23 protein-coding genes are annotated in these 24,548 nt (G+C 37.9%); 18 read left to right on the forward strand and 5 right to left on the reverse strand.

The window, feature by feature from the left end:
- Positions 1-26: 26 nt before the first annotated feature.
- Both KIV10_RS10400 and ribD read right to left on the reverse strand, forming a co-directional pair.
- Positions 27-899 (reverse strand): DMT family transporter, encoded by an 873-nt coding sequence (locus KIV10_RS10400; RefSeq protein WP_214113448.1) that lies wholly within the window; start codon positions 897-899, stop codon positions 27-29.
- Positions 896-1,945, reverse strand: coding sequence for a bifunctional diaminohydroxyphosphoribosylaminopyrimidine deaminase/5-amino-6-(5-phosphoribosylamino)uracil reductase RibD (ribD, locus tag KIV10_RS10405; RefSeq protein ID WP_214113449.1), 1,050 nt, complete (start codon positions 1,943-1,945; stop codon positions 896-898). The genes KIV10_RS10400 and ribD overlap by 4 nt, the downstream gene beginning before the upstream one ends.
- A 27-nt stretch (positions 1,946-1,972) precedes the next feature.
- Here ribD and KIV10_RS10410 point away from each other — a divergent pair, with 27 nt between their 5' ends.
- From KIV10_RS10410 to KIV10_RS10495, 18 genes are all read left to right on the forward strand, one after another.
- Positions 1,973-2,458: a GNAT family N-acetyltransferase gene (locus KIV10_RS10410; protein ID WP_214113450.1), complete on the forward strand. Its 486-nt coding sequence runs from the start codon at positions 1,973-1,975 to the stop codon at positions 2,456-2,458.
- 98 nt (positions 2,459-2,556) lie between these two features.
- Positions 2,557-3,414: a peptide chain release factor N(5)-glutamine methyltransferase gene (gene prmC, locus KIV10_RS10415; RefSeq protein WP_214113451.1), complete on the forward strand. Its 858-nt coding sequence runs from the start codon at positions 2,557-2,559 to the stop codon at positions 3,412-3,414.
- Positions 3,411-4,004: an LOG family protein gene (locus KIV10_RS10420; protein WP_246516266.1), complete on the forward strand. Its 594-nt coding sequence runs from the start codon at positions 3,411-3,413 to the stop codon at positions 4,002-4,004. The genes prmC and KIV10_RS10420 overlap by 4 nt, the downstream gene beginning before the upstream one ends.
- Positions 4,005-4,079: 75 nt before the next feature.
- Positions 4,080-6,074: an NAD-dependent DNA ligase LigA gene (ligA, locus tag KIV10_RS10425; RefSeq protein ID WP_214113452.1), complete on the forward strand. Its 1,995-nt coding sequence runs from the start codon at positions 4,080-4,082 to the stop codon at positions 6,072-6,074.
- An 88-nt stretch (positions 6,075-6,162) separates the two neighbouring features.
- Positions 6,163-6,678: a DUF6913 domain-containing protein gene (locus tag KIV10_RS10430; protein ID WP_407650182.1), complete on the forward strand. Its 516-nt coding sequence runs from the start codon at positions 6,163-6,165 to the stop codon at positions 6,676-6,678.
- 2 nt (positions 6,679-6,680) lie between these two features.
- Positions 6,681-7,556, forward strand: a complete 876-nt coding sequence (dapA, locus tag KIV10_RS10435; RefSeq protein ID WP_214113454.1) for a 4-hydroxy-tetrahydrodipicolinate synthase — start codon at positions 6,681-6,683, stop codon at positions 7,554-7,556.
- A gap of 134 nt (positions 7,557-7,690) precedes the next feature.
- The gene (locus tag KIV10_RS10440; protein WP_214113455.1) at positions 7,691-8,500 is read left to right on the forward strand and encodes an outer membrane protein assembly factor BamD; all 810 of its coding nucleotides are present in this window, start codon (positions 7,691-7,693) and stop codon (positions 8,498-8,500) included.
- A gap of 9 nt (positions 8,501-8,509) precedes the next feature.
- The gene (locus tag KIV10_RS10445; protein WP_214113456.1) at positions 8,510-8,839 is read left to right on the forward strand and encodes a DNA-directed RNA polymerase subunit omega; all 330 of its coding nucleotides are present in this window, start codon (positions 8,510-8,512) and stop codon (positions 8,837-8,839) included.
- Positions 8,840-8,887: 48 nt separating this feature from the next.
- Positions 8,888-10,111, forward strand: coding sequence for a bifunctional phosphopantothenoylcysteine decarboxylase/phosphopantothenate--cysteine ligase CoaBC (coaBC, locus tag KIV10_RS10450; protein ID WP_214113457.1), 1,224 nt, complete (start codon positions 8,888-8,890; stop codon positions 10,109-10,111).
- Complete coding sequence (porD, locus tag KIV10_RS10455; protein WP_214113458.1) at positions 10,104-10,994, forward strand: type IX secretion system protein PorD; 891 nt, start codon at positions 10,104-10,106, stop codon at positions 10,992-10,994. Before coaBC ends, porD begins: the two co-directional genes overlap by 8 nt.
- Positions 10,995-11,094: 100 nt before the next feature.
- Entirely contained in the window at positions 11,095-12,747 is a 1,653-nt protein-coding gene (recN, locus tag KIV10_RS10460; RefSeq protein ID WP_214113459.1) for a DNA repair protein RecN, read from the forward strand.
- Between the two features lie 85 nt (positions 12,748-12,832).
- Positions 12,833-13,651 carry an enoyl-ACP reductase FabI gene (locus KIV10_RS10465; RefSeq protein ID WP_214113460.1) on the forward strand — a complete coding sequence of 273 codons (819 nt, stop codon included), beginning with the start codon at positions 12,833-12,835 and terminating at the stop codon, positions 13,649-13,651.
- A 143-nt stretch (positions 13,652-13,794) separates the two neighbouring features.
- A complete protein-coding gene (locus KIV10_RS10470; RefSeq protein ID WP_246516267.1) occupies positions 13,795-16,143 on the forward strand; it encodes a GEVED domain-containing protein in 2,349 nt (782 codons plus the stop codon).
- 70 nt (positions 16,144-16,213) lie between these two features.
- A complete protein-coding gene (locus KIV10_RS10475; RefSeq protein WP_214113461.1) occupies positions 16,214-17,212 on the forward strand; it encodes a glycosyltransferase in 999 nt (332 codons plus the stop codon).
- A gap of 147 nt (positions 17,213-17,359) precedes the next feature.
- On the forward strand, positions 17,360-18,190 hold the full coding sequence (locus KIV10_RS10480) for a CdaR family protein (RefSeq protein ID WP_214113462.1): 831 nt from the start codon (positions 17,360-17,362) through the stop codon (positions 18,188-18,190).
- Positions 18,191-18,217: 27 nt separating this feature from the next.
- Positions 18,218-18,802 carry a dephospho-CoA kinase gene (coaE, locus tag KIV10_RS10485; protein WP_214113463.1) on the forward strand — a complete coding sequence of 195 codons (585 nt, stop codon included), beginning with the start codon at positions 18,218-18,220 and terminating at the stop codon, positions 18,800-18,802.
- Positions 18,803-18,878: 76 nt separating this feature from the next.
- The gene (locus tag KIV10_RS14115) at positions 18,879-20,438 is read left to right on the forward strand and encodes a sensor histidine kinase (RefSeq protein WP_214113464.1); all 1,560 of its coding nucleotides are present in this window, start codon (positions 18,879-18,881) and stop codon (positions 20,436-20,438) included.
- 4 nt (positions 20,439-20,442) lie between these two features.
- On the forward strand, positions 20,443-21,159 hold the full coding sequence (locus KIV10_RS10495) for a response regulator transcription factor (RefSeq protein ID WP_214113465.1): 717 nt from the start codon (positions 20,443-20,445) through the stop codon (positions 21,157-21,159).
- A gap of 31 nt (positions 21,160-21,190) precedes the next feature.
- Here the strand turns inward: KIV10_RS10495 and miaA are convergent, their stop codons facing one another.
- From miaA to KIV10_RS10510, 3 genes are read right to left on the reverse strand one after another with little or no spacing between them, the layout of a single operon-like run.
- Positions 21,191-22,111 carry a tRNA (adenosine(37)-N6)-dimethylallyltransferase MiaA gene (gene miaA, locus KIV10_RS10500; protein WP_214113466.1) on the reverse strand — a complete coding sequence of 307 codons (921 nt, stop codon included), beginning with the start codon at positions 22,109-22,111 and terminating at the stop codon, positions 21,191-21,193.
- Positions 22,108-22,980, reverse strand: a complete 873-nt coding sequence (locus KIV10_RS10505) for an ion transporter (protein ID WP_214113467.1) — start codon at positions 22,978-22,980, stop codon at positions 22,108-22,110. Before KIV10_RS10505 ends, miaA begins: the two co-directional genes overlap by 4 nt.
- 38 nt (positions 22,981-23,018) lie before the next feature.
- Complete coding sequence (locus KIV10_RS10510; protein WP_214113468.1) at positions 23,019-24,404, reverse strand: exonuclease domain-containing protein; 1,386 nt, start codon at positions 24,402-24,404, stop codon at positions 23,019-23,021.
- Positions 24,405-24,548 lie beyond the last annotated feature (144 nt).

Genomic DNA, 24,548 nt, shown 5'->3' on the forward strand with positions numbered 1-24,548 from the left:
TTAAATTTCAGATTAAATTTTATTCCTTAGTATTTTTCCGAAGCTATCAATACAATACCAATTACTGCGAGCACGATTCCCAACCAATTCTTAGGCAATAATTTTTCCCTAAAAAGTAGAATTCCCAAAAATGTTGAGGTCAACACAATTGCTACGTTGTTGATAGTAAACACGCCGGAGCTTTCAAAAATGTTGCTGCGCAAGGCTTGCACCAGAAAATAGATTGAAAAATAATTGGGAATTCCCAAAAAAATCCCGCCCACTACGTTTTTGAATTCAAATTGGAATTTTCCCCGAAAAGCTTTAAAAATCAAAGTGACAATTCCAATAATCGCCGCGGCGAAGAATATGGTTGCCGAAAACAGCGGGGTGTCGTCCTTCGCCACAAATTCTCCTTCCAAAAATTTTATGGTCGTATCAATAATTCCGCTGCCCAAAAACACCAAAACCGGAAAAATTAAATTCTTGGGTTTTATTTTCAATCCCTCCTGTTTTTTGATGGAAGCCAGATAAACGGCAATTAATGCAAGCAAAATCCCTAAGAATTTTAGAATCCCCAAGTGTTCTTTATAATATATCAATCCAAAGATTATAGGAATTACAACACTCATTTTTGTTGCAACCGAGACAACCGAAAGTCCGCTACGCTGCGTAGTAATTGCCATCAACAAAAAAACGGTAATAAAAAGTACGCCTAAAATGAGTGTGTACGGAAACCAAATATTTTGTGGGATTTCAACAACTCTGAAATCTGTTTGTTGAAAATAAAGTCCACAGCAGCAAGCCACTACATAATTTATAACAATAGCTTGCAGGGTATTGATATTGAATTTTGGGTACAATTTGAAAACCACGAAAATGACCGTTGAAGCCAGAATGCTAAAAAGTAATGCCGTCAAAATTTTTCTTTTTTGAAGGTTTGCAATCTATCATCCTTAATGATTTTTTCTGAAACCAAATATCCCGAGAAAGTTGGGGCCGTAACCCCTTCTGAAAAGGATATGTTGCTTTTAAAAATCAGCGCTTCATCCCATAAACCTGCATCAATAAAAGTTTGAAGGATTTTTGCTCCACCTTCAACAATAAGCGATTGAATTTTTCGCTTATGCAAAACATTACAGATTTGCTTTGCTATATTTTCTGAAAAATCGATTTCTATAAATTCAATATTTTCTTTTTTAGGGTGATTGTTTTCAGAAAAAACAAGTGTTTGCACACTTCCATCCAAAACCGAATAATTTTCGGGAATTTTCAAATTTTTATCTATTATAATCCGCACAGGATTTTCACCTTGCCAATGCCGCACCGTCAACGAAGGATTGTCCTGCATAACCGTGCTTGTGCCCACGAGAATGGACATTTCCTCGCTTCGTAATTTATGGGCAAGCTGTCGTGAAAATTCATTTGTAATCCAAACCGGTTTTTTTTCTTTTCGATTTTCATTTTTGGGAGCGATAAAACCGTCCGCTGTTTCTGCCCATTTCAGAAAAATATACGGTCTTTTTTGTTGATGGAATGTGAAAAATCGCTTATTCAACTCATTGCATTCCTTTTCCAAGACGCCCACAATCACTTCGCAACCTGCATCAATCAATTTTTTGATACCGCGACCTGCTACCTGCGGATTTGGATCTGTACTGCCTATTACCACGTTCCGGATCCCTTTTTCAATAATCAAATCGGCGCAGGGCGGCGTTTTTCCAAAATGACTGCACGGTTCCAAGCTCACATATATGGTTGCTTGCTTCAAAAGGCCGGGATCTTTTACGCTCGCAATAGCATTGACTTCGGCGTGTGGCAAGCCGGATTTAAAGTGCCAGCCCTCGCCGATGATTTTATTTTGATTTATAATTACACTGCCCACCAATGGGTTAGGATAGGTGGTTCCAAGCCCATTTTTGGCCAATTGAATACAGCGCGCCATATATTTTTCGTGTATCTTCACAGCGTAAAAATACAAGGTTTTAGGAAAATGGACACCCCAATAATTAGGCTAATTGAAGAGAAGGACAATGCACAAATTGCAAAAGTAATTCGTACAGTTTTAGAGGATTTCAACGTCCCGAAAGTAGGCACTGCCTATGCGGATAAATCTTTGGACACAATGTTTGAAACATACCAAAAACCGAATTCCGTTTATTTTGTTGTTGAGGAAAACGGAAGGATAATTGGCGGTGCTGGCGTAGCAAAATTGGATAATTATGAAGGGAATGTATGCGAACTCCAGAAAATGTATTTTTTGCCTGAAGCCAGAGGGAAGGGCATAGGCGCACAGATGATGGAATTCTGTATTGGAAAGGCACGCGAATTTAATTTTGAAAAAATATATTTGGAAACCATGGAATACATGACGCACGCCCAAAAACTGTATAAACAAGCAGGCTTTGAATATATTGATTGCGCACTGGGCGATACCGGCCATTATTCCTGCCCCGTGCATATGATCAGGGATCTTTAAATCCCCCAAATTCCAAATTTTAAACCTCAAGTTAAGATAATAGCATCCACAGCATCCACAGCATCAATAGTAACAACAGCATCCATAGCATCAAAAACTTGAATTTATCAGCTCTTAAAAACCATTTTAAAAAAGCTCTTTCAGAAATATATCCTTCGGAAGAAGTACAATCTTTTTTTAATATTCTTTCTGAAAAATATCTGAATCTCTCCCGAATCGAAATCGCCTTAAATCCTGAAAAGGAAATTAATGCTGAGGATTTTCAAAAATTCAATTTGGCAATGCTTCGGCTGAAAAACCACGAACCTATACAATACATAGTAGGCGAAACCGAATTTTACGGACTTCCCTTCAATTTGAACAAGCATACCTTAATCCCTCGTCCCGAAACCGAGGAGCTGGTCGAGTGGATTTTAAATCAATTCAACAATCAACAATCAACAATCAGCAATCAACAATTGCTTGATATAGGAACGGGCAGCGGCTGTATTGCAATTTCGCTTGCAAAGAATCTTCAAAATGTAAAAGTTTCTGCAATGGATATTTCAAAAGAAGCTTTAAAAATGGCGGGGATGAATGCTGAAATCAATAATGTTGAAATCAATTTTTTTGAAGCTGATATTTTAAAAACGCACACGCTTCCAGCTAAATATGATGTTATCGTCTCCAATCCGCCTTACGTTCGCAATAAGGAAAAAACCCAAATGCAACCCAATGTTTTAAGGTACGAACCGGGCGGTGCACTGTTTGTTTCAAATGAAGACCCGCTTATTTTTTATCGCGCAATAGCAACAATTTCAAAAAAACATCTTAAAACCAACGGCAAACTTTTCTTTGAAATAAATGAATTTTTAGCTGAGGAAATGTGCGGGCTAATAACGGATTTGGGTTTTATCGATATAAAAATTAAAAAAGATATATTTGGAAAAAACCGAATGCTCGCCTGCAAATTATGATAGAAAAACTAGAAAAAATATGTGTCTTCTGCGGAAGCAGTGACGGCAACGATCCCGCAATTACGGAAGCCGCCATCCAGCTCGGCAAAATTCTAGCGGAGAAAAAAATAACCTTGGTGTATGGCGCTGCTAAAATTGGCGTTATGGGTACGCTTGCAAAAAGCGTTCTGGACCACAACGGTAAAGTTATCGGTATCATTCCAAATTTTTTAAAGACAAAGGAAGTGGTGCATTTGGGGCTAACCCAACTTGTCACCACCCAGAACATGCATGAACGTAAACTGAAAATGCAGGAAGCTAGCAATGGATTTATCGCTTTACCGGGCGGTATGGGTACTTTGGAAGAACTTTTTGAGATACTCACTTGGTTGCAGTTGGGCCTGCACAGCAAACCTGTAGGTCTACTCAATACAAACAATTTTTATTCACCCCTAATCGAAATGCTCGATACTATGGTTGAAAGAAAATTTCTTTCCGAAGAAAATCGCGCGCTCGTGCTGGTTTCTTCAGAAATTGGGGAATTGCTTCAGAAAATGGAAAACTTCAATCCGCCGCCAAAACCGAAATGGTTGAATGTGGAAAGAACTTAAAATCATCCTGCAAGTTTTCCAAAACTTCCTGCAAGGTTTCCGAAACCTTGTAGGTATATATTTTATATTTGTTTTATGAACATCGAACAGCAAATAACCGCCCTTCGCAACCAGCTTCGCGAGCACAATTATAATTATTACGTACTGGACAACCCAACCATTTCAGACTTGGAATTCGACCAAATGCTGAAGAAATTGCAGGAACTTGAAAATGCACATCCAGAATTTTACGATGCCAATTCACCCACCTTGCGCGTGGGGGGCGAAATCACCAAAAATTTTGAAACCGTTCAGCATAGCTACAGGATGTATTCGCTGGACAATAGCTATTCAAAAGAAGATTTGGAAGATTGGGAAAAAAGAATCGAAAAAACCGTGGACGGAAAAGTAGAATTCACCTGCGAGCTAAAATATGACGGTGCTTCCATAAGCCTTACCTATGAAAACGGACTGCTGAAAAAAGCCGTGACGCGTGGTGATGGATTTCAAGGGGATGATGTTACCGCAAATGTGAAAACAATCCGCTCTGTTCCATTAAAGTTGAAAGGCGATTATCCAGATTTATTTGAAATCCGCGGCGAAATTGTATTGCCGTTTGAAGGTTTCACAAAAATGAATGCGGAAAGAGTAGAGGCAGGGGAAGAACCTTACCGAAACCCACGGAATACTGCTTCCGGCAGTTTGAAATTACAGGACAGCTCCGAAGTTGCAAAAAGACCTTTGGAATGTCTCTTGTACAGTCTCAAGGGCGAACGGCTTCCCATAAAAACACAATTTGAAAGTCTGCAAAAAGCAAGGGAGTGGGGCTTTAAAGTTCCCGAAGCAGCCAAACTTGCCAAAAATCTAGATGAGGTTTTAGAATTTGTGAATTATTGGGACGTGCACCGCCACGAACTACCCTACGAAACTGACGGCGTAGTAGTGAAAGTGAACAACCTTCAACAGCAGGAGGAATTAGGTTACACGGCCAAATCCCCGCGCTGGGCGATGGCCTATAAATTCAAGGCAGAGCAGGTTTCAACCGTTTTGAAAAAGATAACCTACCAAGTGGGTCGTACGGGTGCGATTACTCCCGTTGCCAATCTCGAGCCTGTTGAACTGGCGGGAACCATCGTAAAACGTGCTTCCCTGCACAACGCGGACCAAATTGAAAAACTTGACATCCGCGAGGGTGATACGGTCTTTGTTGAAAAAGGCGGCGAGATTATTCCGAAAATTATTGGGGTGGACTTTACACATCGCGACCCAAATTCCAATCCTACGGAGTATATTTCTGAATGCCCTGAATGTGGCACACAACTTATTCGGAATGAAGGCGAAGCTTTGCATTATTGTCCAAACACAGAGGGTTGCCCGCCTCAAATTATCGGTCGCATCCAGCATTACATTTCCCGAAAAGCAATGGATATTGAAGGGCTTGGCGGAGAAACCGTCGCGCTTCTGGTGAACAATGGATTGATAAACAACTATGCGGATTTGTATCTGCTTAAAAAAGAACAAATTATCCCTTTGGAGCGAATGGCCGAGAAAAGTGCCGAAAATTTGATTAAGGGAATTGAAGATTCAAAAATGATTCCGTTTGAGAGGGTTTTATTTGCTTTGGGAATCCGCTATGTGGGGGAGACGGTTGCGAAGAAATTGGCAAAACATTTCAAAAGTATTGATGCTTTAAAAAATACTTCCGAAGAAAAACTAATTGCCGTGGATGAAATTGGCGAGCGCATTGCACAAAGCGTGGTGTCCTTTTTCGCTTCCGAAGAAAATATTGCAACTATTGAAAGATTGAAATTATATGGCGTACAGCTTGAAATTTCCGCAGAAAAACTTGCCAATCAAACCGATATTCTGAAAGATAAAACCTTTGTGGTCTCGGGCGTCTTCACGAAAGTTACTCGGGATGAGCTTAAAAAACTCATTGAGGACAACGGTGGCAAGGTTTCCGGTTCCATTTCATCAAAAACTAATTGTGTGGTTGCGGGCGACAATATGGGTCCGAGCAAAAAAACAAAAGCTGAAAGTCTGGGCGTTTCCATAATTTCGGAAGATGATTTCTTAAAAATGATTTCATAACGTAAAACTTCAAGGTTTTGAAAACCTTGAAGTGCATTTTGAAAACCTTGCAGGAAGCGTTATTTTTGCAGGCTAATAAGTTGCTGGAGTGCTTGATAATATAAGACGATTTTCTTTAAAAAAATCCATCGAAAGGAATTTGCAAAAGCGGGATATTTCACAGCGAAATGAGCCACTCGTTTATTTGGGTTTTTTGGTTGATGAAAATCTTCAGAAGAATTTGCAGCCGTTTTATGAGTTTAGCAAAGAGCTGGGATTGAAGGAAAAAGATGTGAAGATTTTCACTTTTATTGAAACAAAGCGGCGCATCCCAACCCTTCGAAATAACCAAATAAGCAATAAGGAATTTACGCTGCGCGGAGAAATTGATAACCAAAATGCTTCGGAATTTTTGGATTTTCCATTTGATGTTTTGGTAGGTCTTTACAAAGGAAAACATACATTTTTGGATGCTATGGTTTCAAAAAGCAAGGCAAAGTTCAAAATTGGTTTTAAAGATGCCGATGCGCGATTGTACGATTTACTGATTAATGTGCAACCATCGAATCTGGAAATCACAAAAAACGAAATAGAAAAATATTTAAAAATTCTGAACAAAATATAATTATGAAAGAACTGATTGGCACAGGAGTGGCTTTAATTACACCTTTTAAAAGTGATTTTTCGGTTGATGTTGAAGGCCTTAAAAAAGTAGTCAATTTCAATATTGAAAATGGAATAGATTATTTAGTTGTTTTGGGGACAACTGCTGAAAGCGCCACACTTTCAAAAGAGGAAAAACAATTGGTTATCGACACAATAGTTTCTGCCAATAATGGAAGATTGCCATTGGTTTTGGGCATTGGCGGCAACAATACCCAAGAGGTGATTTCTGAAATGGAAACGCGCGACCTTTCTCCCTTTACGGCAATTCTTTCGGTTTCGCCATTTTATAATAAACCCACACAGGAAGGAATTTATCAGCATTTTGCGGCTATAGCGAAGGCTGCATCACTGCCTATCATTCTTTACAATGTACCGGGCAGGACGGCATCAAATATGCTTCCGGAAACGGTAATTCGCTTGGCTAATGATTTTGAAAAAATTGTCGGCATCAAGGAAGCAGCAGGGGATATAGTACAAGCAGTGAAATTAATTTCTGGCTGCCCAAAGGATTTTCTCGTGATTTCTGGCGATGATATGATTACGCTGCCTATGATTTTGGCCGGTGGGGCGGGAGTAATCTCGGTAATTGGTGAGGGTTTTCCAAAAGAATTTTCAAAAATGGTGAAATTAGGTTTGGAAAGAAAAGTGGATGAAGCCTACGAAATTCACTATAAAATAGCTCCGGCCATCGATTATATTTTTGCGGAAGGAAATCCCGCCGGGATAAAGACGGTTTTCAAGAAATTGGATATTTGCGGGGACACCGTGCGTCTGCCTTTGGTAGGCGTAAGCGACGGATTGCGCTCTAAAATCGATGCGTTTATTTCATCATTTTAAAATCCTCTTTTCAGTAGAAATGGAGTTCTTTCAATTCTCGATATTTATTGAATTCAGGCACAATAATTTCGGTAAATAATAAGTTTTTGTAATCACGTTAAATTCCTTATTTTTGCCCGATGTTTTTGAAACCCATGAAAGTACCTTTTTTCGTAGCAATCTGCCTTCTATTTGTTTTCGCCTCTTGCAGCGAATACCAGCGTGTTCTTAGAAAAGATGACGTTGCCAAAAAATATGCAATGGCAGATTCACTTTACAGATTGGGCAAATACAAGAAAAGTTTAAAGTTAATGGAACAAATTGTTCCAGCCTACCGCGGAAAACCTCAAGCGGAACGCTTGATGTTCATTTACGCAAACACCTATTACGAACTGGAGGATTTTTACCTTGCTGGTTACCAGTTTGAGCGTTTCACACAAGCATATCCGCAGAGTGATAGTGCGGAAGTGGCTGCGTTTAAGTCTGCCAAAAGCTTTTATGAACTTTCGCCAAGATATTCATTAGATCAAAAAGAAACCGATAAGGGCCTGGAAAAACTTCAGGAATTTATAAACCAATATCCCAATTCTGCCAAACGTCCACATGCAAATGAGCTGGTTGCTGAACTTCGGTACAAACTTGAAAAGAAGCAATTTGAAGTGGCAAAACAGTACTTGCGGGTTGAGGATTACAAAGCTGCAATTGAAGCATTTGACAACTTTATTCTGGACAATCCAGGTTCCGAATTTAGGGCCGAGGCATTTTTCAGAAGATTTGAATCCGCTTACGAATTGGCAATTGTGAGTATACCAAGTTTGGTGCAGGAGCGTTTGCTAACGGCGAAAGGATACTACAATAATTTTACAAAATATTATAAGGACACGGAATTTGCGGCAGAGGCTGAAAAAATTATGCAGGATATCAATGCAAGAACCGTAACTACAGAAACAGAACCCACTACTTAAATACTAATTATGGATATTAAAAATTCAGAAGCACCAATCAATACTGTCACGCTGGACAAAAATAGAATTGACGCGCCCACTAACAATATTTACGAGGCTATTTCAATTATTTCGAAAAGAGCTACGCAGATTAATGGCGACATCAAAAAAGAACTTCTTGAGAAATTGGATGAATTTGCTACTTACAATGATAGTCTAGAAGAAATATTCGAAAACAAAGAGCAGATTGAGGTTTCCAAATTCTACGAAAAACTTCCGAAGCCACACGCATTGGCGGTTCAGGAATGGATGGATAATAAAATCTATTACCGAAATACCAAAGACGAAGTGGTAGAATAATGTTCAATCCAGGGTTTTAAAAGTAGATCCTGAAATTTGAAAAATACAATGGCTGTTTTGCACGGGAAAAATATCTTGCTTGGAGTAACTGGCGGGATTGCCGCGTACAAAACAGCTTTTTTGGTTAGGTTACTAATCAAAAAAGGCGCAAACGTGAAGGTGGTTATGACGCCCGCCGCTAAAGAATTTGTAACGCCACTTACGCTTTCCACCTTATCCAAAAATGAGGTTTTTTCCTCTTTCACAAATGAAGGTGATGACGATAATCATCGGGATGCCGTTTGGAATAATCACGTTGAGCTTGCGCTTTGGGCAGATTTTTTCATAATCGCCCCCGCCACGGCCAACACGCTTTCAAAAATGGTGAGTGGAACGGTTGACAATCTTTTGCTTGCCGTTTATCTTTCCGCCAAATGCCCCGTATATTTTGCGCCGGCAATGGATTTGGATATGTACAAACATCCATCTACAGAAAATTCATTTCAAAAATTAAAAGATTTCGGAAATATCCAAATTCCGGCAGCTTTTGGTGAACTTGCCAGCGGATTGGTGGGAGAGGGCAGGATGGCCGAGCCTGAGGCAATTGTTTCATTTCTTGAAAAAGATATTCTGAAAAAAATGCCACTGAATGGAAAAAAAATTCTGATTACGGCAGGTCCTACCTTTGAAGCAATTGATCCGGTTCGCTTTATAGGAAACCATTCCAGCGGAAAAATGGGATTTGCCCTAGCCGAAGAAGCTGCAAAATTAGGCGCTGAGGTTACATTAATTTCTGGTCCCGTGCATTTGGAAATAAAAAACAACGCCGTAAAATTGATTCGGGTCACTTCTGCTGAAGAAATGTACAACGCCGCACATCAAATTTTTGATACGTGTGATATTGCGATTTTAAGCGCGGCCGTGGCAGATTATCGTCCCGCTGCTATTGCTTCGGAAAAAATCAAAAAAGCGGAAAATGAATTTCAGCTTCAATTAATTAAAACGAAAGATATTCTTGCTTCGCTAGGGACAATTAAAAAACATCAGTTTTTGGTAGGTTTTGCCCTTGAAACCCAAAACGAAATTGAGAACGCAAAATCAAAATTGAAAAAAAAGAATTTAGATTTAATTGTTTTAAATTCGCTTCGGGACAAAGGTGCAGGATTTCAAAGTGACACCAATAAAATTACTTTAATTTCCAAGGACAATAAAACGATGCCTTTTTCTGTTAAGTCTAAAACCGAAGTAGCACAGGATATTTTACATTATATTATAGAACAAACACATGCGTAAATTTATACTTTTCCTCTTATTTTTTTCTACTGTTTTTGCGGCAACCGCTCAAGAACTCAACTGCTCCGTGACCATTGACGCCGAGCAGACCGGGCAACCCAATCAGCAGGTTTTCCGGACCTTGCAGGGCCAGCTTACAGAATTTTTGAACAATACAAAATGGACTTCCCGCGAATATAAAAACCAAGAGCGAATAGACTGCAATTTCACCTTCATACTTACGCAATATGATGGAACATCCTTTGGCGGTACGCTTCAAATCCAGTCTTCCAGACCGGTTTTTGATTCTACCTATGATAGCCCGGTTTATAATTATTTTGATAAACAGGTGAATTTCACCTATAAGGAATTTGAGCCATTAAACTTCAACATCAACACATTTCAGTCAAATCTCATTTCTATTATAGCTTTCCACGTTTATACGATTATTGGTCTAGACGCTGACACGTATTCATCTTATGGGGGAGAGGATTATTTTCAAATTGCGAAGCAAATTACGAATACTGCGGCCGGAAGCAATTTTGTGGGCTGGAAACCCACAGATGGCAATCAATCAAGATACCAATATAACGATGCGCTGCTTTCCAATGTTTATAAGGAATTTCACGATGCCATGTATTTATATCACCGCGAGGGAATGGACCAAATGGCGAGTGACCCAAAAATTGGAAAACAAGGTGTTGCGGATGCCATCAACAAATTGAAGAGTATTAACGATAGACGACCTAACAGTTATTTATTAAGAACATTTTTTGATGCCAAGGTTGATGAAATCCAGGCCATCTTCAGTGGTGGACCCCAAGTTGAAATTGCCCAACTGGTTGAAAACTTGAACAGAATGGCGCCCACAAAACGAAGTAACTGGAGCGAGATTAAATTTTAAAATTCCCTTTTTTATATCTTATAAATTAATTGCAACTTATTGTTGCAATATGCCGTTTTTCGCATCTTTTCATTATTTTTAGAATTCAAAAAAAGATTGGGTGATTACTACACTTGCCATAAAAAATTACGCGCTCATTGAAGATATTCGAGTTGACCTTAACGCAGGTCTTACTATAATTACGGGCGAAACCGGTGCTGGTAAATCCATACTTTTGGGTGCATTGGCGCTTCTTTTGGGAAAACGTGCGGACATTAGCAGCGTGAAAGATGCTTCAAAAAAATGTGTTGTGGAAGGCTACTTTTCCATAAATAATTATGGTCTCGAGAAAATTTTCGAGGAAAATGAATTGGATTATGAACCCCAGACCATACTTCGCCGTGAGATTTTGCCAAGTGGAAAATCCCGAGCTTTCGTAAATGATACTCCAGTTACACTGAACCAGCTTCAAGCTTTAGCACCTTTTTTGGTTGATGTGCATAGCCAGCACGATACATTGGAAATTATTTCTGAAAATTTTCAGATGGAAATAATCGATGCCTTTGCCGGAAATGAGATTTTTCTTAAAAAGTATCAACAGCAATTTTCTGAATACAAGAAAATTTCAGAAGAACTAAAAAAATTACACAAAGAGCGTGAAAATGCTGCCAAAGAACTGGATTACAATACTTTTTTGTACAATGAACTTCAACTTGTGGGATTAAAAAATACAAATCAGCAGGATTTGGAGGAAAAATGCGAGACTTTGAACAATGCGGAGGCCATACAGGATTCGCTTCAGCAGGTTTCAAAACTTTTTGAAGAAGACCAAATAGGTTCATTGGAAACAGCGAAAGAAGCGCGGATAGTATTGGGAAGAATAAAGGAATTTTCAAAAACGTTTGATGAATTTTGGCAACGGTTGAATAGTCTCATCATTGAACTTGAAGATTTGAGCAATGAGGTATTGAACAGCGCAGAAAATATTGAGGCAGACCCCGAACTGCTTTTCCAAACCAATGAAAAGTTGCAGCAACTCTATAAACTTCAACAGAAGCATGGAGTAACTTCTGTTGAGGAATTGGTTGAAATTCAGAATTCTTTGGAAGAAAAAGTAAATACTACGCTTGGGCTTGATGATAGAATTAATTCTTTGGAAAAAGAGAGTGTAACAATTCGTGAAGCCGCATTGAAAACTTCCGAAGCACTTCATAACAAGAGAACAGAAGCTATTCCAAAATTAAAACGGGAAATGGAAGAAATGCTCGCACCACTTGGGTTGCCCAATGCGCGCTTTCAGTTTGAACTGGAAAATTCATTAGAATTTAAAAATAACGGTACGGATTCCCTTCAGCTTTTATTCACAGCAAATAAAGGATTGGCCTACGGCACTTTGAAAAAAGTAGCATCCGGTGGTGAAATGAGCCGAATTATGCTGGTTATAAAGGCCGTTTTGGCGAAATACAAAAAACTTCCCACTATAGTTTTTGATGAAATAGATACCGGTGTTTCTGGGGAAGTGGCAAATAAAATGGCAGATATAATGTTACGGATGAGTGGCGGGGTGCAACTTTTGAGCATCACGCATTTACCCCAAATTGCGGCGAAAGGCGAGTATCATATTAAGGTTTACAAAAGTGAGGAAAATGATGTAACCACCACAAGGCTAAAAATGCTTAGCGAATCTGAACGCATAAATGAAATAGCACAAATGCTGGGTGGAGCAACCGTTACGGAAGCGGCAATAGCGAATGCAAAAGAATTACTGAATTAAAATGTATCTTTACTTATTCGGAATTTTAAGAATCATTTATTTTAAAAAATCAGTTATAACAGAAAAACTACAAACCATTAAGAATATGTCTTATAATTTATTGAAAGGAAAAAGGGGAATTATTTTCGGCGCGTTGGATGCCAATTCAATTGCTTGGAAAACCGCTGAAAGAGTCCACGAAGAGGGCGGAAAATTTGTTCTCACAAACGCACCCATAGCAATGAGAATGGGACAGATAAAAGACTTGGCGCAACAAACAGAATCTGAAATAGTTCCTGCAGATGCAACAAGTATCGAGGATCTTGAGAATTTGGTTGAAAAAGCAATGGAAATTTTGGGCGGCAAGATTGATTTTGTGCTGCACTCGATAGGCATGTCCATTAATGTGCGCAAAGGCAATCACTATACAAACCAAAACTATGATTGGACGCACAAGGGATGGGATGTTTCTGCGGGTTCCTTCCATAAAACTATGCAAGTATTATATCAAAAAGATGCTATGAACGAGTGGGGAAGCATAATTGCCCTTACCTACATGGCATCGCAGCGTGTGTTCCCAGATTATAATGATATGGCAGATAATAAAGCATATTTGGAAAGTATAGCACGCAGTTTTGGGTACTTTTTCGGAAGGGATAAAAAAGTGCGGGTTAATACCATTTCCCAGTCGCCAACGCCTACCACTGCTGGACAAGGTGTAAAAGGTTTTGATGGATTTATAAGTTATGCCGAAAAAATGTCGCCATTGGGCAATGCTACCGCCCTGGACTGCGCCAATTATACCGTGGCCATGTTCAGCGACCTTACAAAACGAGTTACCCTTCAGAATCTGTATAACGACGGAGGATTCTCAAATATGGGCGTGAGCGATGGTGTGATGGAAGCTTTTGTAGGTAACAAATAAATTCTCATATCATGAAAAAGAAAAGTCCCCCAAAATGGTGGGACTTTTTCATTTTAATGGTTGATAAAAATAAATTCATTTTTTTTGTATTTAACTTAAATTTTAAATACATTTAAACAATTATTAACTAATTACTTGAAAACATGAAAAAAACTATTTTATTTGGTTTATGTTTAGGATTATTATGTATTAATGTAAATTCCCAAACTAACTTACAAAACAATGTACAGTCATCTTCTGTACAACAGCCAAAAAAAATTCTCTCTTTAGAAGAATTACTGGTTAAATATAGGACTATTGGCACGAAAAGCGGGTCAGTATCAGAATACTTTACCGCAGAAGAACAAAAAACTTTAAGGAACTATTTAAAAAATGAAATTGCTGATAGGCCTATTCCGCCATATTGTGGACCTTTAGACTTTACAAATGCTGTAGAGCCTATAACACTCGTAAATGTTGCAAATATAAATAATGTAACAGGTGCAGCTGTGAATGGTACGCCGGATCACGAAGATTTTACTTCTATAACTGGAAATATGGAGTTAGGCATGAGCTATACCATTGCTCTTGAAGGTAATACTGATGGAAATTTTACGAATCGTTTTGTTGTGTTTATTGACTGGAATCAAAATGATGTATTGAATGATGCTGGTGAAGTTTATGAAATTACCAACTTACTTGTTAATTCTACAGGGACCGATGGTCAACAATCTATAGGAACGATAATAGTTCCTCCAACTGCATCTTTGGGCATTACAAGAATGCGGGTTAAAAAACAGTTTGGTACTACAAACTACTTAGATCCCTGTCTTGCTACTGGTTTTGGCCAAGCTGAGGATTATAGTGTTAATGTTTCTGCTGGTGGAGGAGGAAATGTCCTTGATACGGCTTATGGAATTAACAATAGCAATCAAGATGTTATAGGTTTTAATGTTGCTGACCCTTTAAATACTGAAGTTTTTGCCACTTCACCTGTAACTGTTAATTTTGAGAATGCTGGAGCTATTGATCCCAACAATCCAACAACTGGTTACTCTCTAGATAATGGTGGGGATTTATATAGTTTTGATATCAGTACAGGATTCTACACTTTTATTGGGAATATCCCAGGTAGCTGGTTGGGAATGGAATATGATCAAAACTCTGGTATTCTATATGCAATCACGGGAACAGAATTATATACAATAGACACAACGGCTATTTCAGCAACATTGGTAGGGCCTTTAGGTTTTGATGGTGTAACTCAAGTACCAATAGCTCTAGCAATTAATGGATCTGGAGTTGGATATACTTACGATATTGGAAATGATACTTTATATACTGTGGATTTGACCAATGGAGCAACCACTGCTGTTGGTCTAATAGGATTTGATGCAAGTTTTGGGCAAGGAATGTGTTATGATGCACTTACTGATACAGTCTATATGGCAGCTTTCAATGCTACAACTTTCCAAGCAGAATGGCGATCAGTTAATACAACAACTGGTATGTCTACATTGATTGGGCCAATTGTTACAGATGAAGCTACTACTCAAGTTGGATGGGTATCCATTGGAGAAACACTTCCGATGCCTACGTGTTTGGAACCAACAAATCTTGCTGTATCAAATATTACTGAAAACACAGTCGATTTATCTTGGGATGCTGAACCCAATGCTACTAATGGATATATTTGGTATGTGATGAATCAAGGTGAAAATCCAATAACGGGATCGCCTGTAGATACTGGTACAACTCCTGCTGGTACTATTACTGCCACCGCATCTGGATTAACAAATGCTACTTTATATGATTTTTACGTTGTTGCGGATTGCGATGGTGATGGATTAAGTAGATTTGCGGGACCTGTAGAATTCGCAACATTGGTTACGCCACCAGCTTGTGACGGTAAATTCTTTGATACTGGCGGGCCAGGAGCAAATTATCAAAATGATGAAATGGTTACAACTACGATTGTTCCAGATAATCCTGGTGATGCTGTTACTGTTACATTTACAGCATTTAATGTTGAAGATACTTGGGATGCATTATATGTTTATGATGGTCCAGATGCTACATTTCCTCTAATCTCAAGTGGAAATCCAGCAACGCAGAGTGGATTTCCTGCAGGTGGATATTACGGAACTAGTATACCTGGCCCTTTCACATCTTCAGATTCTAGTGGAGCATTAACTTTTGTTTTTATGAGCGATAATACTGTTACGACTGCAGGATGGGAAGCAGATGTTACTTGTGATGTACTAGGCATATCTGACAACGCACTTGCTGGTTTTGCTTATTTTCCAAATCCAACTTCAAATATTCTTTCTTTAAAATCTGTGAATAATATTGAAGCTGTTTCAATGTTCAGCATTTTAGGTCAAAAAGTTATGGATTTAAATATTGGAGCTACCACTTCAGACATTAATTTATCTGGATTACAGAGTGGAACATATATTATGAAAGTTACAGTTGATGGTCAAACTGGAACTTTTAGAGTATTGAAAAACTAAACATAGTTTTATATGTTTATTTACCACCCGTCAATAAAACGGGTGGTTTTTTTTTAACTATTTTTGGGCAATGCAAAATTTATATTCATTCATTATTCCTGTTTTTAACCGCCCACAGGAGGTTAGGGAATTGCTTGAAAGTTTCGTTGCTCTAGATTTTTCAAGAGACTTCGAAATTGTAATCATTGAGGACGGTTCCACGGAATCATCAGAAGTAGTAGTGTCCCAATTTCAGGATGAACTTACTATTTCATATTATTCAAAAAAAAATTCTGGGCCCGGTGATTCTAGGAATTTCGGTATGGCAAAAGCTAGGGGAAACTATTTTATAATTTTGGACTCAGATTGTATCCTGCCTTCTCATTATCTTAAAACTGTAGACGAATTTCTCACCAAAAATTTTTACCATTGTTTTGGGGGAGCTGATGGTGCGCATAAAGATTTTACACCTTTGCAGAAAGCAATAAATTTTACGATGACATCTTTTATAACAACGGGTGGTATTCGCGGAAGTAAAAACAGTGTAAGCAGTTTTGAGCCCCGAAGCTTCAATATGGGTATATCCAAAAAAGCTTTTGAAAAAACGGGTGGCTTTGCTAAAATACACCCCGGTGAAGACCCAGATCTCTCACATCGCATACATAAAGCTGGATTTCAATCCACATTTATTCCTGGTGCTTTTGTTTATCACAAACGTCGAATTTCTTGGTCGAAATTTTATTCACAGGTAAAAAAATTCGGTACCGTTCGCCCAATCTTGAACAGTTGGCATCCACATTCTGAAAAAATTACTTTTTGGTTTCCCACACTGTTCGTTTTTTTCGTAGTACTTTCTATATTTTTCGCATTTTGGCAGCCTATTTTTTTATTTCCGCTGGCCGTCTATTCGCTGCTCATCTTTCTTGGCTCGTCCATTTCAAATCGAAACCCATACATAGGATTTCTATCCATAATTGCGGTTTACATTCAATTTTTCGGCTATGGAATGGCATTCTTAAAATCAACATATTACATCAAATTCTTAAAGAAAGATCCACAGAAACAATTTCCCTCCTTATTTTTTAAGTAATTTTAAGCTGAAGGAAATTATCTAAATATGTTCAAAGATTTTTTTTCAAACATCAAAAGTTCAAAAGTCCGGCTTTTTCTTTTTTTTCTGTTTCTCGCAGTAATATTTTGGTTTTTGACCAAATTCAGCAGAGAATTCACCACAACCATGGTAGCCAAAATCAAGTATGAAAATATTCCTGAAACCGCTGTACTGGCTGAAGACAATCCAAGCAGTTTAACGTTTGACCTTACGGCAAATGGTTTTGAAATTTTGTTCTATAAATTTAAAAGACCAACTATCGATATTCAGGTAAGTGAATATTATTCGAAAGAAAATGAAAATTTTATTATTTCCGATAATGAACTTGCACGAATTGTAAAGTCCAAATTCAATCGAAATTTAGCTGTGAAGAATTTATCGGTTGATCAGCTCATAGTTCATTTGGACCCCATTGTTCTTAAAAATGTAAAAATTATAGCCAATACTCAGATTGTTTTCAAAAATGGCTTTAAAGCTACAGATTCCATTATCGTGGAACCAGATTCCGTGAAAATATCTGGTCCCGCGGGAAGTTTAAAAAATATTGAATTTGTGGAAACCGAACTCTTTACGGCAAAGAACGTTGATAACATAATTTCAGATAACGTAAAGATTGCAAATCCGGGAGCAGACGTAGTTTCTTTTTCGCCAAAAGAGGTAGCCATTAAATTAGAAGTTGCTGAGTTTTCACAGGGGAAAATAATGTTGCCTGTTGAAGTGATTAATCTCCCGCCCAATTTAAATATTAAGTTAATTCAAAAGTCAATCACAATCAGCTATGAAAGTTCCGTGAACGATTTTTCAACGATTTCAAAGGAAAATTTTCGGGTTGTTTGTGATTTTTCAAAAAGAAACGAGGACGAGAATTTTATGATTCCCATTTTGGAAAAAAAACCGATGGGCGCAAGAAATGTTGAATTTTCACCAAAGAAAATTGACTTTTTAGTTTTCAAATAAATCAATTTATTTCGAAAAAATTTTTATATGAAAATTGTAGGGCTTACCGGAGGAATAGGTAGTGGAAAAACTACGGTCGCCAACATGTTTGCCGAAGAGGGCGTTCCCATTTACATAGCAGACATTGAAGCTAGAAATCTTTCAAACACGTTACCGATTATCCGCGAGGAAATAATTGAAATTTTCGGAGAAGCTGCATATCAAAATTCAATTCTTGACAGAAAATTTATTGCAGATAAGGTATTCAACAATACTGGATTGTTGGAAAAGCTCAATTCCATAATTCACCCAAGAATTGCTGAACATTTTAAGGAATGGACCTCAAAACAAAATGCGACATATGTTATAAAAGAAGCCGCAATTTTATTTGAAAATGGCGGATATAAGGAGTGTGATTACAACATACTGGTCACAGCACCAAAAAAAACTAGAATTGAAAGAATTTTAGCCCGTGATGAAACAACCGAATCAGATATTTTAAAACGAATGGAAAATCAATGGAGCGATGAAAGAAAGGAAAAATTCGCGGATTTTACCATTATAAACATAGATTTGGAATCAACGAGAAATGCGGTAAAATATATTCATAAATCCTTGCTAGAAATGATCTAAAATTCCCAAAATTTTTCATTGTTAACATTTGGTTAAAGGGGCTAAGGGCTAAATGTTAAAATCTTACTTTTGGGGAATGAACAAAAAGCTATTCGTATTGCTCATAGCGCTCATGAGCCTCTCTTTGTTAGGGATAGTATTTGTGCAAGGATATTGGATTACAAACGCATATCAAACCAAAGAGGAACAATTCGCCATAAATGCACGCCAAATTCTACTGGACGTTGCGCAGGAAATTCAGCTACGGGAAGTTAAGGAATATTATGACGTTTACAGTAAATATGTAGATAGTATCGAAGTCCCGGATGATGCCGTTTTTACTGAATTGGCCTACAAAATAAAAAATAACAACAGCAACGAAACTTACATTTTTACGGATGGTATTCTGGAACAGGATTATAAATTGTCCTCAGGTTTTGATACGGATATTGACAGTATTCAATTCAAAAAATTAACCAGCAGAAAAACCAAGACCACTATAACGCAGGGAATTGACGGGATAGCCAAAACCGATATCCGTACCGAATCCTTTTCGCGATTGAAAGATTACGAACGCAACCAATTTGAGGATTTCATTCGGAATATTTCATCCATGACACCCATTTATAAACGGGTTTCCAAAGAAGAAATTGAAAACCTAATGGTACGGGAGCTGAGCGAGCGCGGGCTAGACATTCCGTTTGAATATGCTGTTTACAGTAATAATATTGAAACCAACGTGCATTCAGATAATTTTGTGAATGATGAAGAAAGCGTATATGTGGTTCCACTTTTTGTGAATGAGGATTTAAAAACTGGATTTGAATTATACGTGAGCTTTTCAGAAAAAAATAAATTGGTATGGAACAGCATTTTGGGTATGGCCATTCTCTCCCTTATTTTCACATCAGTTATTATTTTGGCGTACGCTAGCGCCATTTCACAAATTTATAAACAGCGCCAGATTTCGCAGATTAAAACGGATTTCATAAATAATATGACGCACGAATTTAAAACTCCCATCGCCACTATTAATTTGGCTCTGGATTCTTTGAAAAATCCTAAGGTGAAGGATAATCGTGAATTTTTGGACAGATATTTAGGGATGATTCGTGATGAAAACAAAAGAATGCACGCCCAAGTTGAAAACGTATTACGAATTTCAAAATTGGAAAAAAATGAACTGGATCTTCCAAAGGAACGCGTAAATCTTCAAAATGTGGTTGAGGATTCCATTTCTCACGTAAGTCTTATCGTCGAGGATCGAGGCGGGTACATAAAAACGCATTATGGCGCATTGAAATCTACCGTATTGGCAAACGATTCCCACTTGGGAAATGTTATCGTAAATATTCTGGACAATGCCATTAAATATTCCGAGGACGAACCGAAAATTGATATTTATTCCGAAAACGTAAAAAATAGCATCATCCTAAAAATTCGCGATCAAGGAATGGGAATGACCAAGCAGGTTCAGAAAAAAATATTCGAAAAATTTTACCGGGAGCATACCGGTGATATTCACAACGTAAAAGGCCATGGCCTTGGTCTTGCCTATGTAAAACGCATTCTTGACGATCATGATGCGGAGATTTACGTGGAAAGCGAAAAAGGAAAAGGCAGCACATTTATACTAAAACTACACTTAATATCTTAAAATTATGGAAACTGAAAACAAAAAAATCCTTCTAGTTGAAGACGATCCCAACTTCGGGACAGTACTGAAAGATTACCTTGCCATGAACGATTATAACGTTACCCACGCCAAAAATGGAATGGAAGGTTTTGAAAAATTTAAAAAAGACGATTTTGATCTTTGCATCCTCGACGTGATGATGCCGTATAAGGATGGTTTCACGCTTGCTAAGGAAATTCGTGAAAAGAATGAGGATGTGCCGATTATATTTCTTACCGCAAAAGCGATGAAAGAGGACGTTTTGAAAGGTTATAAAGTAGGGGCAGACGATTATCTGAACAAACCTTTTGACAGTGAGGTTCTCTTGATGAAAATAAAAGCAATCATCCAGCGCAAGGCAACAGATAGCATTGCAGACAGCAAACAATTTGAGTTTGAAATAGGTAATTTCTTTCTTAATTCAAAATTGCGGTTTTTAACGTATATGAAAGAGGATCCTATCAAACTATCACCAAAGGAAAATGAGTTGCTGCGTTTGTTAGCGCTTCATAAAAATGATTTGATGCCGCGCGAATTGGCACTTACAAAAATATGGAGGGATGATAATTACTTCACTTCAAGAAGTATGGACGTTTACATCGCTAAATTGCGCAAATATTTAAGTAAAGATGACGGTGTCGAAATCATAAACATTCACGGTGAAGGATTCCGGTTGGTTGTAAAAGATGAAGTTGACAACTAATTTTTAAATAAGATAAGTGTAAAAAAACGCCTCAATTCAAGGCGTTTTTTTCTTTTATAAATTCAATTATTTCCGAAGCATCCGTTTGATAGTCAAACCAATCTATCTCGGTATTTTTTTTGAACCACGTAAGCTGCCGCTTTGCAAACCGTCGCGTATTTTTCTTTATTTCTGAAATTGCCTCCTCTTTACTGAATTTTCCATCCAGAAAATTAAAAATCTCACGGTAGCCAACCGTTTGGAGAGCGTTTATTTTTCGGTATTCGTATAGATTTTTGGCCTCTTCAAATAAACCTTCGGCCATCATTAAATCTACCCGCTTATTTATTCTATCATAAATAATTTCACGCGCTGCCGTTAAACCGATAAATTGGGTGTCAAAAAATCGTTGCTTTGGTTTTTCTTTTAAAAATGAAGAATATGTTTTTCCACTCGCCCTAAAAATTTCCAAAGCACGGATGAGCCGGTGTGGATTCTGAATATCTACTTTTTCAAAATAGATGGGATCGACACTTTTCAATTCATTTTGCAGGTATTCAATACCCGCTGTTTCCAATTCAGAATTTAATTTTTGCCGAATTTCATTTGGAACGTGTGGGAAACGGTCCAATCCCTTTATAACCGCATCCACATAAAGGCCGGAGCCGCCAACCATTACCACAATATTTTTTTCTTTGAAAAGATTCTTCAAAAGGGCGAGTGCTTCTATTTCAAAATCACCAACGCTGTAATCATTAAAAATTGATTTATTCTGTATGAAATGATGTGGTATTTCTGCCAATTCTTCATTTGAAGGAACAGCCGTTCCTATTTTCATTTCCTTGAAAAATTGCCTGGAGTCTGCCGATATTATTTCAGTAGAAAAAACTTTCGCAATCTGGATTGCCAACCTTGTCTTGCCAATGGCCGTAGGACCTACAACGCATATGAGCAATGGCTTGCTGGCACTCATTTTTTATGTTTTGACTTAAAGTCGAGGTCTTCGGTATGTAGTGGATAACCACATTTATGGCAGTATTTAGCGTCATCGCGATGACGCTTTGCATTACAATGGCGGCAAGACTGTGTGTTTACGTGCACATAATCTTCATTTTCATTCATTCCTTTTGCCGCGTACTGCGCGCTCACAATACCTGTGGGTACTGCAATTACACCATAACCCAAAATCATAATAAGCGTTGCCAAAAATTGGCCCGCTGGCGTTACCGGGGCTATATCGCCAAAACCAACGGTCGTGAGCGTAACAATGCACCAATATACACTTACAGGAATGCTTTTAAAACCACTCTGCTCACCTTCAATTAAATACATAAGCGTACCGGCGATAATAGCCACAATCAATACGGCAAAAATGAATATTGAAATTTTTGCCCGGCTGTCTATCAATGCTTTTCTTAATTTATTTCCCTCGCCAATGTATCTCGTAATTTTTAATATTCGAAAAACGCGTAACAGCCGCAATGCACGTACGGTCAATAAGTAGTTACTTCCTACAAAAATGAATGATAGATAGAGTGGGATGGTAGAGAGCAAATCGATTATTCCATAAAAACTGAAAATATAGGCTGAAGGTTTTCTTACCGTAAGTACACGTGCTATATATTCAATGCTGAAAAAAATAGTGATTACCCATTCAATAATATAAAACAACCTATGGTATTGAATATCAATGCTCTGTACGCTTTCAAGCATTACAATGACAACGCTTACCAGAATCAATGCAAGAAGAACGATATCAAAAAGTCTTCCCATGGGAGTATCTGCTTCATAAATTATCTCATGAAGTTTATAGCGCCAAGAATCTTTTTTGTATGGTTTCAAATAATGGGATTTTGAAGGGCTAAAATAAGCAACTTTACTTAATTAGCGGGTTTTGGACTTAGTTTTAGAATCTTCAATACCTTGTTTTTTCTTAGATAACTTTGAATAATGTGCTGCGTATCCCTATTATTTTCCATTGGTGTAATGATAGATTTTAAAATTTCTGGATTATTGATTTGATAATTTAAGCTGTAAAAGCCATACCCAATAAATTCACCATTTTCTATTAAAATTACAGAACGTTCATCCACTTCCCGGCCTCTGTCTATAAGTGCTACGCTCTGTTTTTGAAAACTGTTCTGTTCCAAAAATCTTTCTACGCGGCTGTTATAATACTCAGGCGATTCTTCTTGAAGGCACGCTCCATAGCATTCTTTAATTCCATACAAAAAACAGCCCTTCGTAGTTTTATCCAGCCCATTCAACTTTTGGCACAACTGGTTCTCACTCGTAATTTTGAATAGCGATGTCTTTGCCTGTTGGTAATTACTGAAGGTAGTTATCGCTTTTTTACGGCCATCCGCTGGTTCAATCTGAAGGTTTATGTATCCATTTTGGTCAATAACGGAAGTCAATTGATGTGTAAACAAATTTTTCCTTCCTCTACTGCTGAATTTTGGCTTGTTGCGTTTTAGCTCAATATTTTCTTTTAGGTGCGCAATGAGTTCATTTCCAGTTTTTTCGAAAGTTACGGTTTTTACCTGCGCTTGAAGCTGTCTCGATTTTTTATTATCGTTCGTAAAATGCTGAAGCACTCGTTTTTTGATGTTTTTACTTCTACCGATGTAAATGATTTTCCCGGCTTCATTGTGCATATAATAAACCCCAATTTCCGACGGTAACTTTTCAACAATATCTAGCAGTTTCGGCTGTAACTTTTCCTTTCCTTTGGAGTGCTTTTGAATGGTTTCCGTTATTATTTCTTTTGAAGTGTCCTTCGCCAACAACAATTTAAAAAGAGCCACCGTGGCTTTGGCATCGCCCTGCGCCCTGTGCCTATCACTTAGTGGAATGCCGAGTGATCGTACCAATTTACCCAAACTGTACGATGGCATATCGGGCAATAATTTTTGCGATAATTCCACCGTGCAGAGGGATTCGCGCTCAAAATTATATCCCAAGCGGTCAAATTCCGTAGCCAAAATTCTTTGGTCAAAAAGGGCATTGTGCGCCACGAGAATGCAACCTTCCGTAATTTCGATAATGCGTTTGGCTACCTCGTAAAATTTTGGCGCGTGCCGAAGCATCTCATTATTGATGCCCGTAAGGTTTACAACAAACGGCTGAATAGGTTTTTCGGGATTTATTAGGCTAGAAAATTGATCAACAACCGTGTGGCCGTCAAATTTATATATCGCAATTTCCGTGATTCCTTCCTCATTGTATTTGCCGCCCGTTGTCTCTATATCTAAAATTGCGTACACTGAAAATTATTTTTGAAAAGATTAAAAGGTTAAGAGATTAAAAGACTAAATGATTAAATGACTAAAAGAGTAAAAGAGTAATAGAGTAAAAGATTAAATATTTAGAATTAAGCTATTTTCACTACTAACAACTAACTACTAACT

Source organism: Aequorivita echinoideorum (assembly GCF_018476645.1).
GTDB lineage: Bacteria > Bacteroidota > Bacteroidia > Flavobacteriales > Flavobacteriaceae > Aequorivita > Aequorivita echinoideorum.

Coding starts and splice junctions, on each gene's coding strand:
- KIV10_RS10420 (WP_246516266.1), top strand. CDS start 3,411: ATGATAGAAAAACTAGAAAAAATATGTGTCTTCTGCGGAAGCAGTGAC.
- porD (WP_214113458.1), top strand. CDS start 10,104: ATGCGTAAATTTATACTTTTCCTCTTATTTTTTTCTACTGTTTTTGCG.
- KIV10_RS10475 (WP_214113461.1), top strand. CDS start 16,214: ATGCAAAATTTATATTCATTCATTATTCCTGTTTTTAACCGCCCACAG.
- KIV10_RS14115 (WP_214113464.1), top strand. CDS start 18,879: ATGAACAAAAAGCTATTCGTATTGCTCATAGCGCTCATGAGCCTCTCT.
- KIV10_RS10480 (WP_214113462.1), top strand. CDS start 17,360: ATGGTAGCCAAAATCAAGTATGAAAATATTCCTGAAACCGCTGTACTG.
- coaBC (WP_214113457.1), top strand. CDS start 8,888: ATGGCTGTTTTGCACGGGAAAAATATCTTGCTTGGAGTAACTGGCGGG.
- miaA (WP_214113466.1), bottom strand. CDS start 22,111: ATGAGTGCCAGCAAGCCATTGCTCATATGCGTTGTAGGTCCTACGGCC.
- KIV10_RS10440 (WP_214113455.1), top strand. CDS start 7,691: ATGAAAGTACCTTTTTTCGTAGCAATCTGCCTTCTATTTGTTTTCGCC.
- KIV10_RS10470 (WP_246516267.1), top strand. CDS start 13,795: ATGAAAAAAACTATTTTATTTGGTTTATGTTTAGGATTATTATGTATT.
- coaE (WP_214113463.1), top strand. CDS start 18,218: ATGAAAATTGTAGGGCTTACCGGAGGAATAGGTAGTGGAAAAACTACG.
- KIV10_RS10410 (WP_214113450.1), top strand. CDS start 1,973: ATGGACACCCCAATAATTAGGCTAATTGAAGAGAAGGACAATGCACAA.
- KIV10_RS10445 (WP_214113456.1), top strand. CDS start 8,510: ATGGATATTAAAAATTCAGAAGCACCAATCAATACTGTCACGCTGGAC.
- KIV10_RS10465 (WP_214113460.1), top strand. CDS start 12,833: ATGTCTTATAATTTATTGAAAGGAAAAAGGGGAATTATTTTCGGCGCG.
- ligA (WP_214113452.1), top strand. CDS start 4,080: ATGAACATCGAACAGCAAATAACCGCCCTTCGCAACCAGCTTCGCGAG.
- dapA (WP_214113454.1), top strand. CDS start 6,681: ATGAAAGAACTGATTGGCACAGGAGTGGCTTTAATTACACCTTTTAAA.
- KIV10_RS10495 (WP_214113465.1), top strand. CDS start 20,443: ATGGAAACTGAAAACAAAAAAATCCTTCTAGTTGAAGACGATCCCAAC.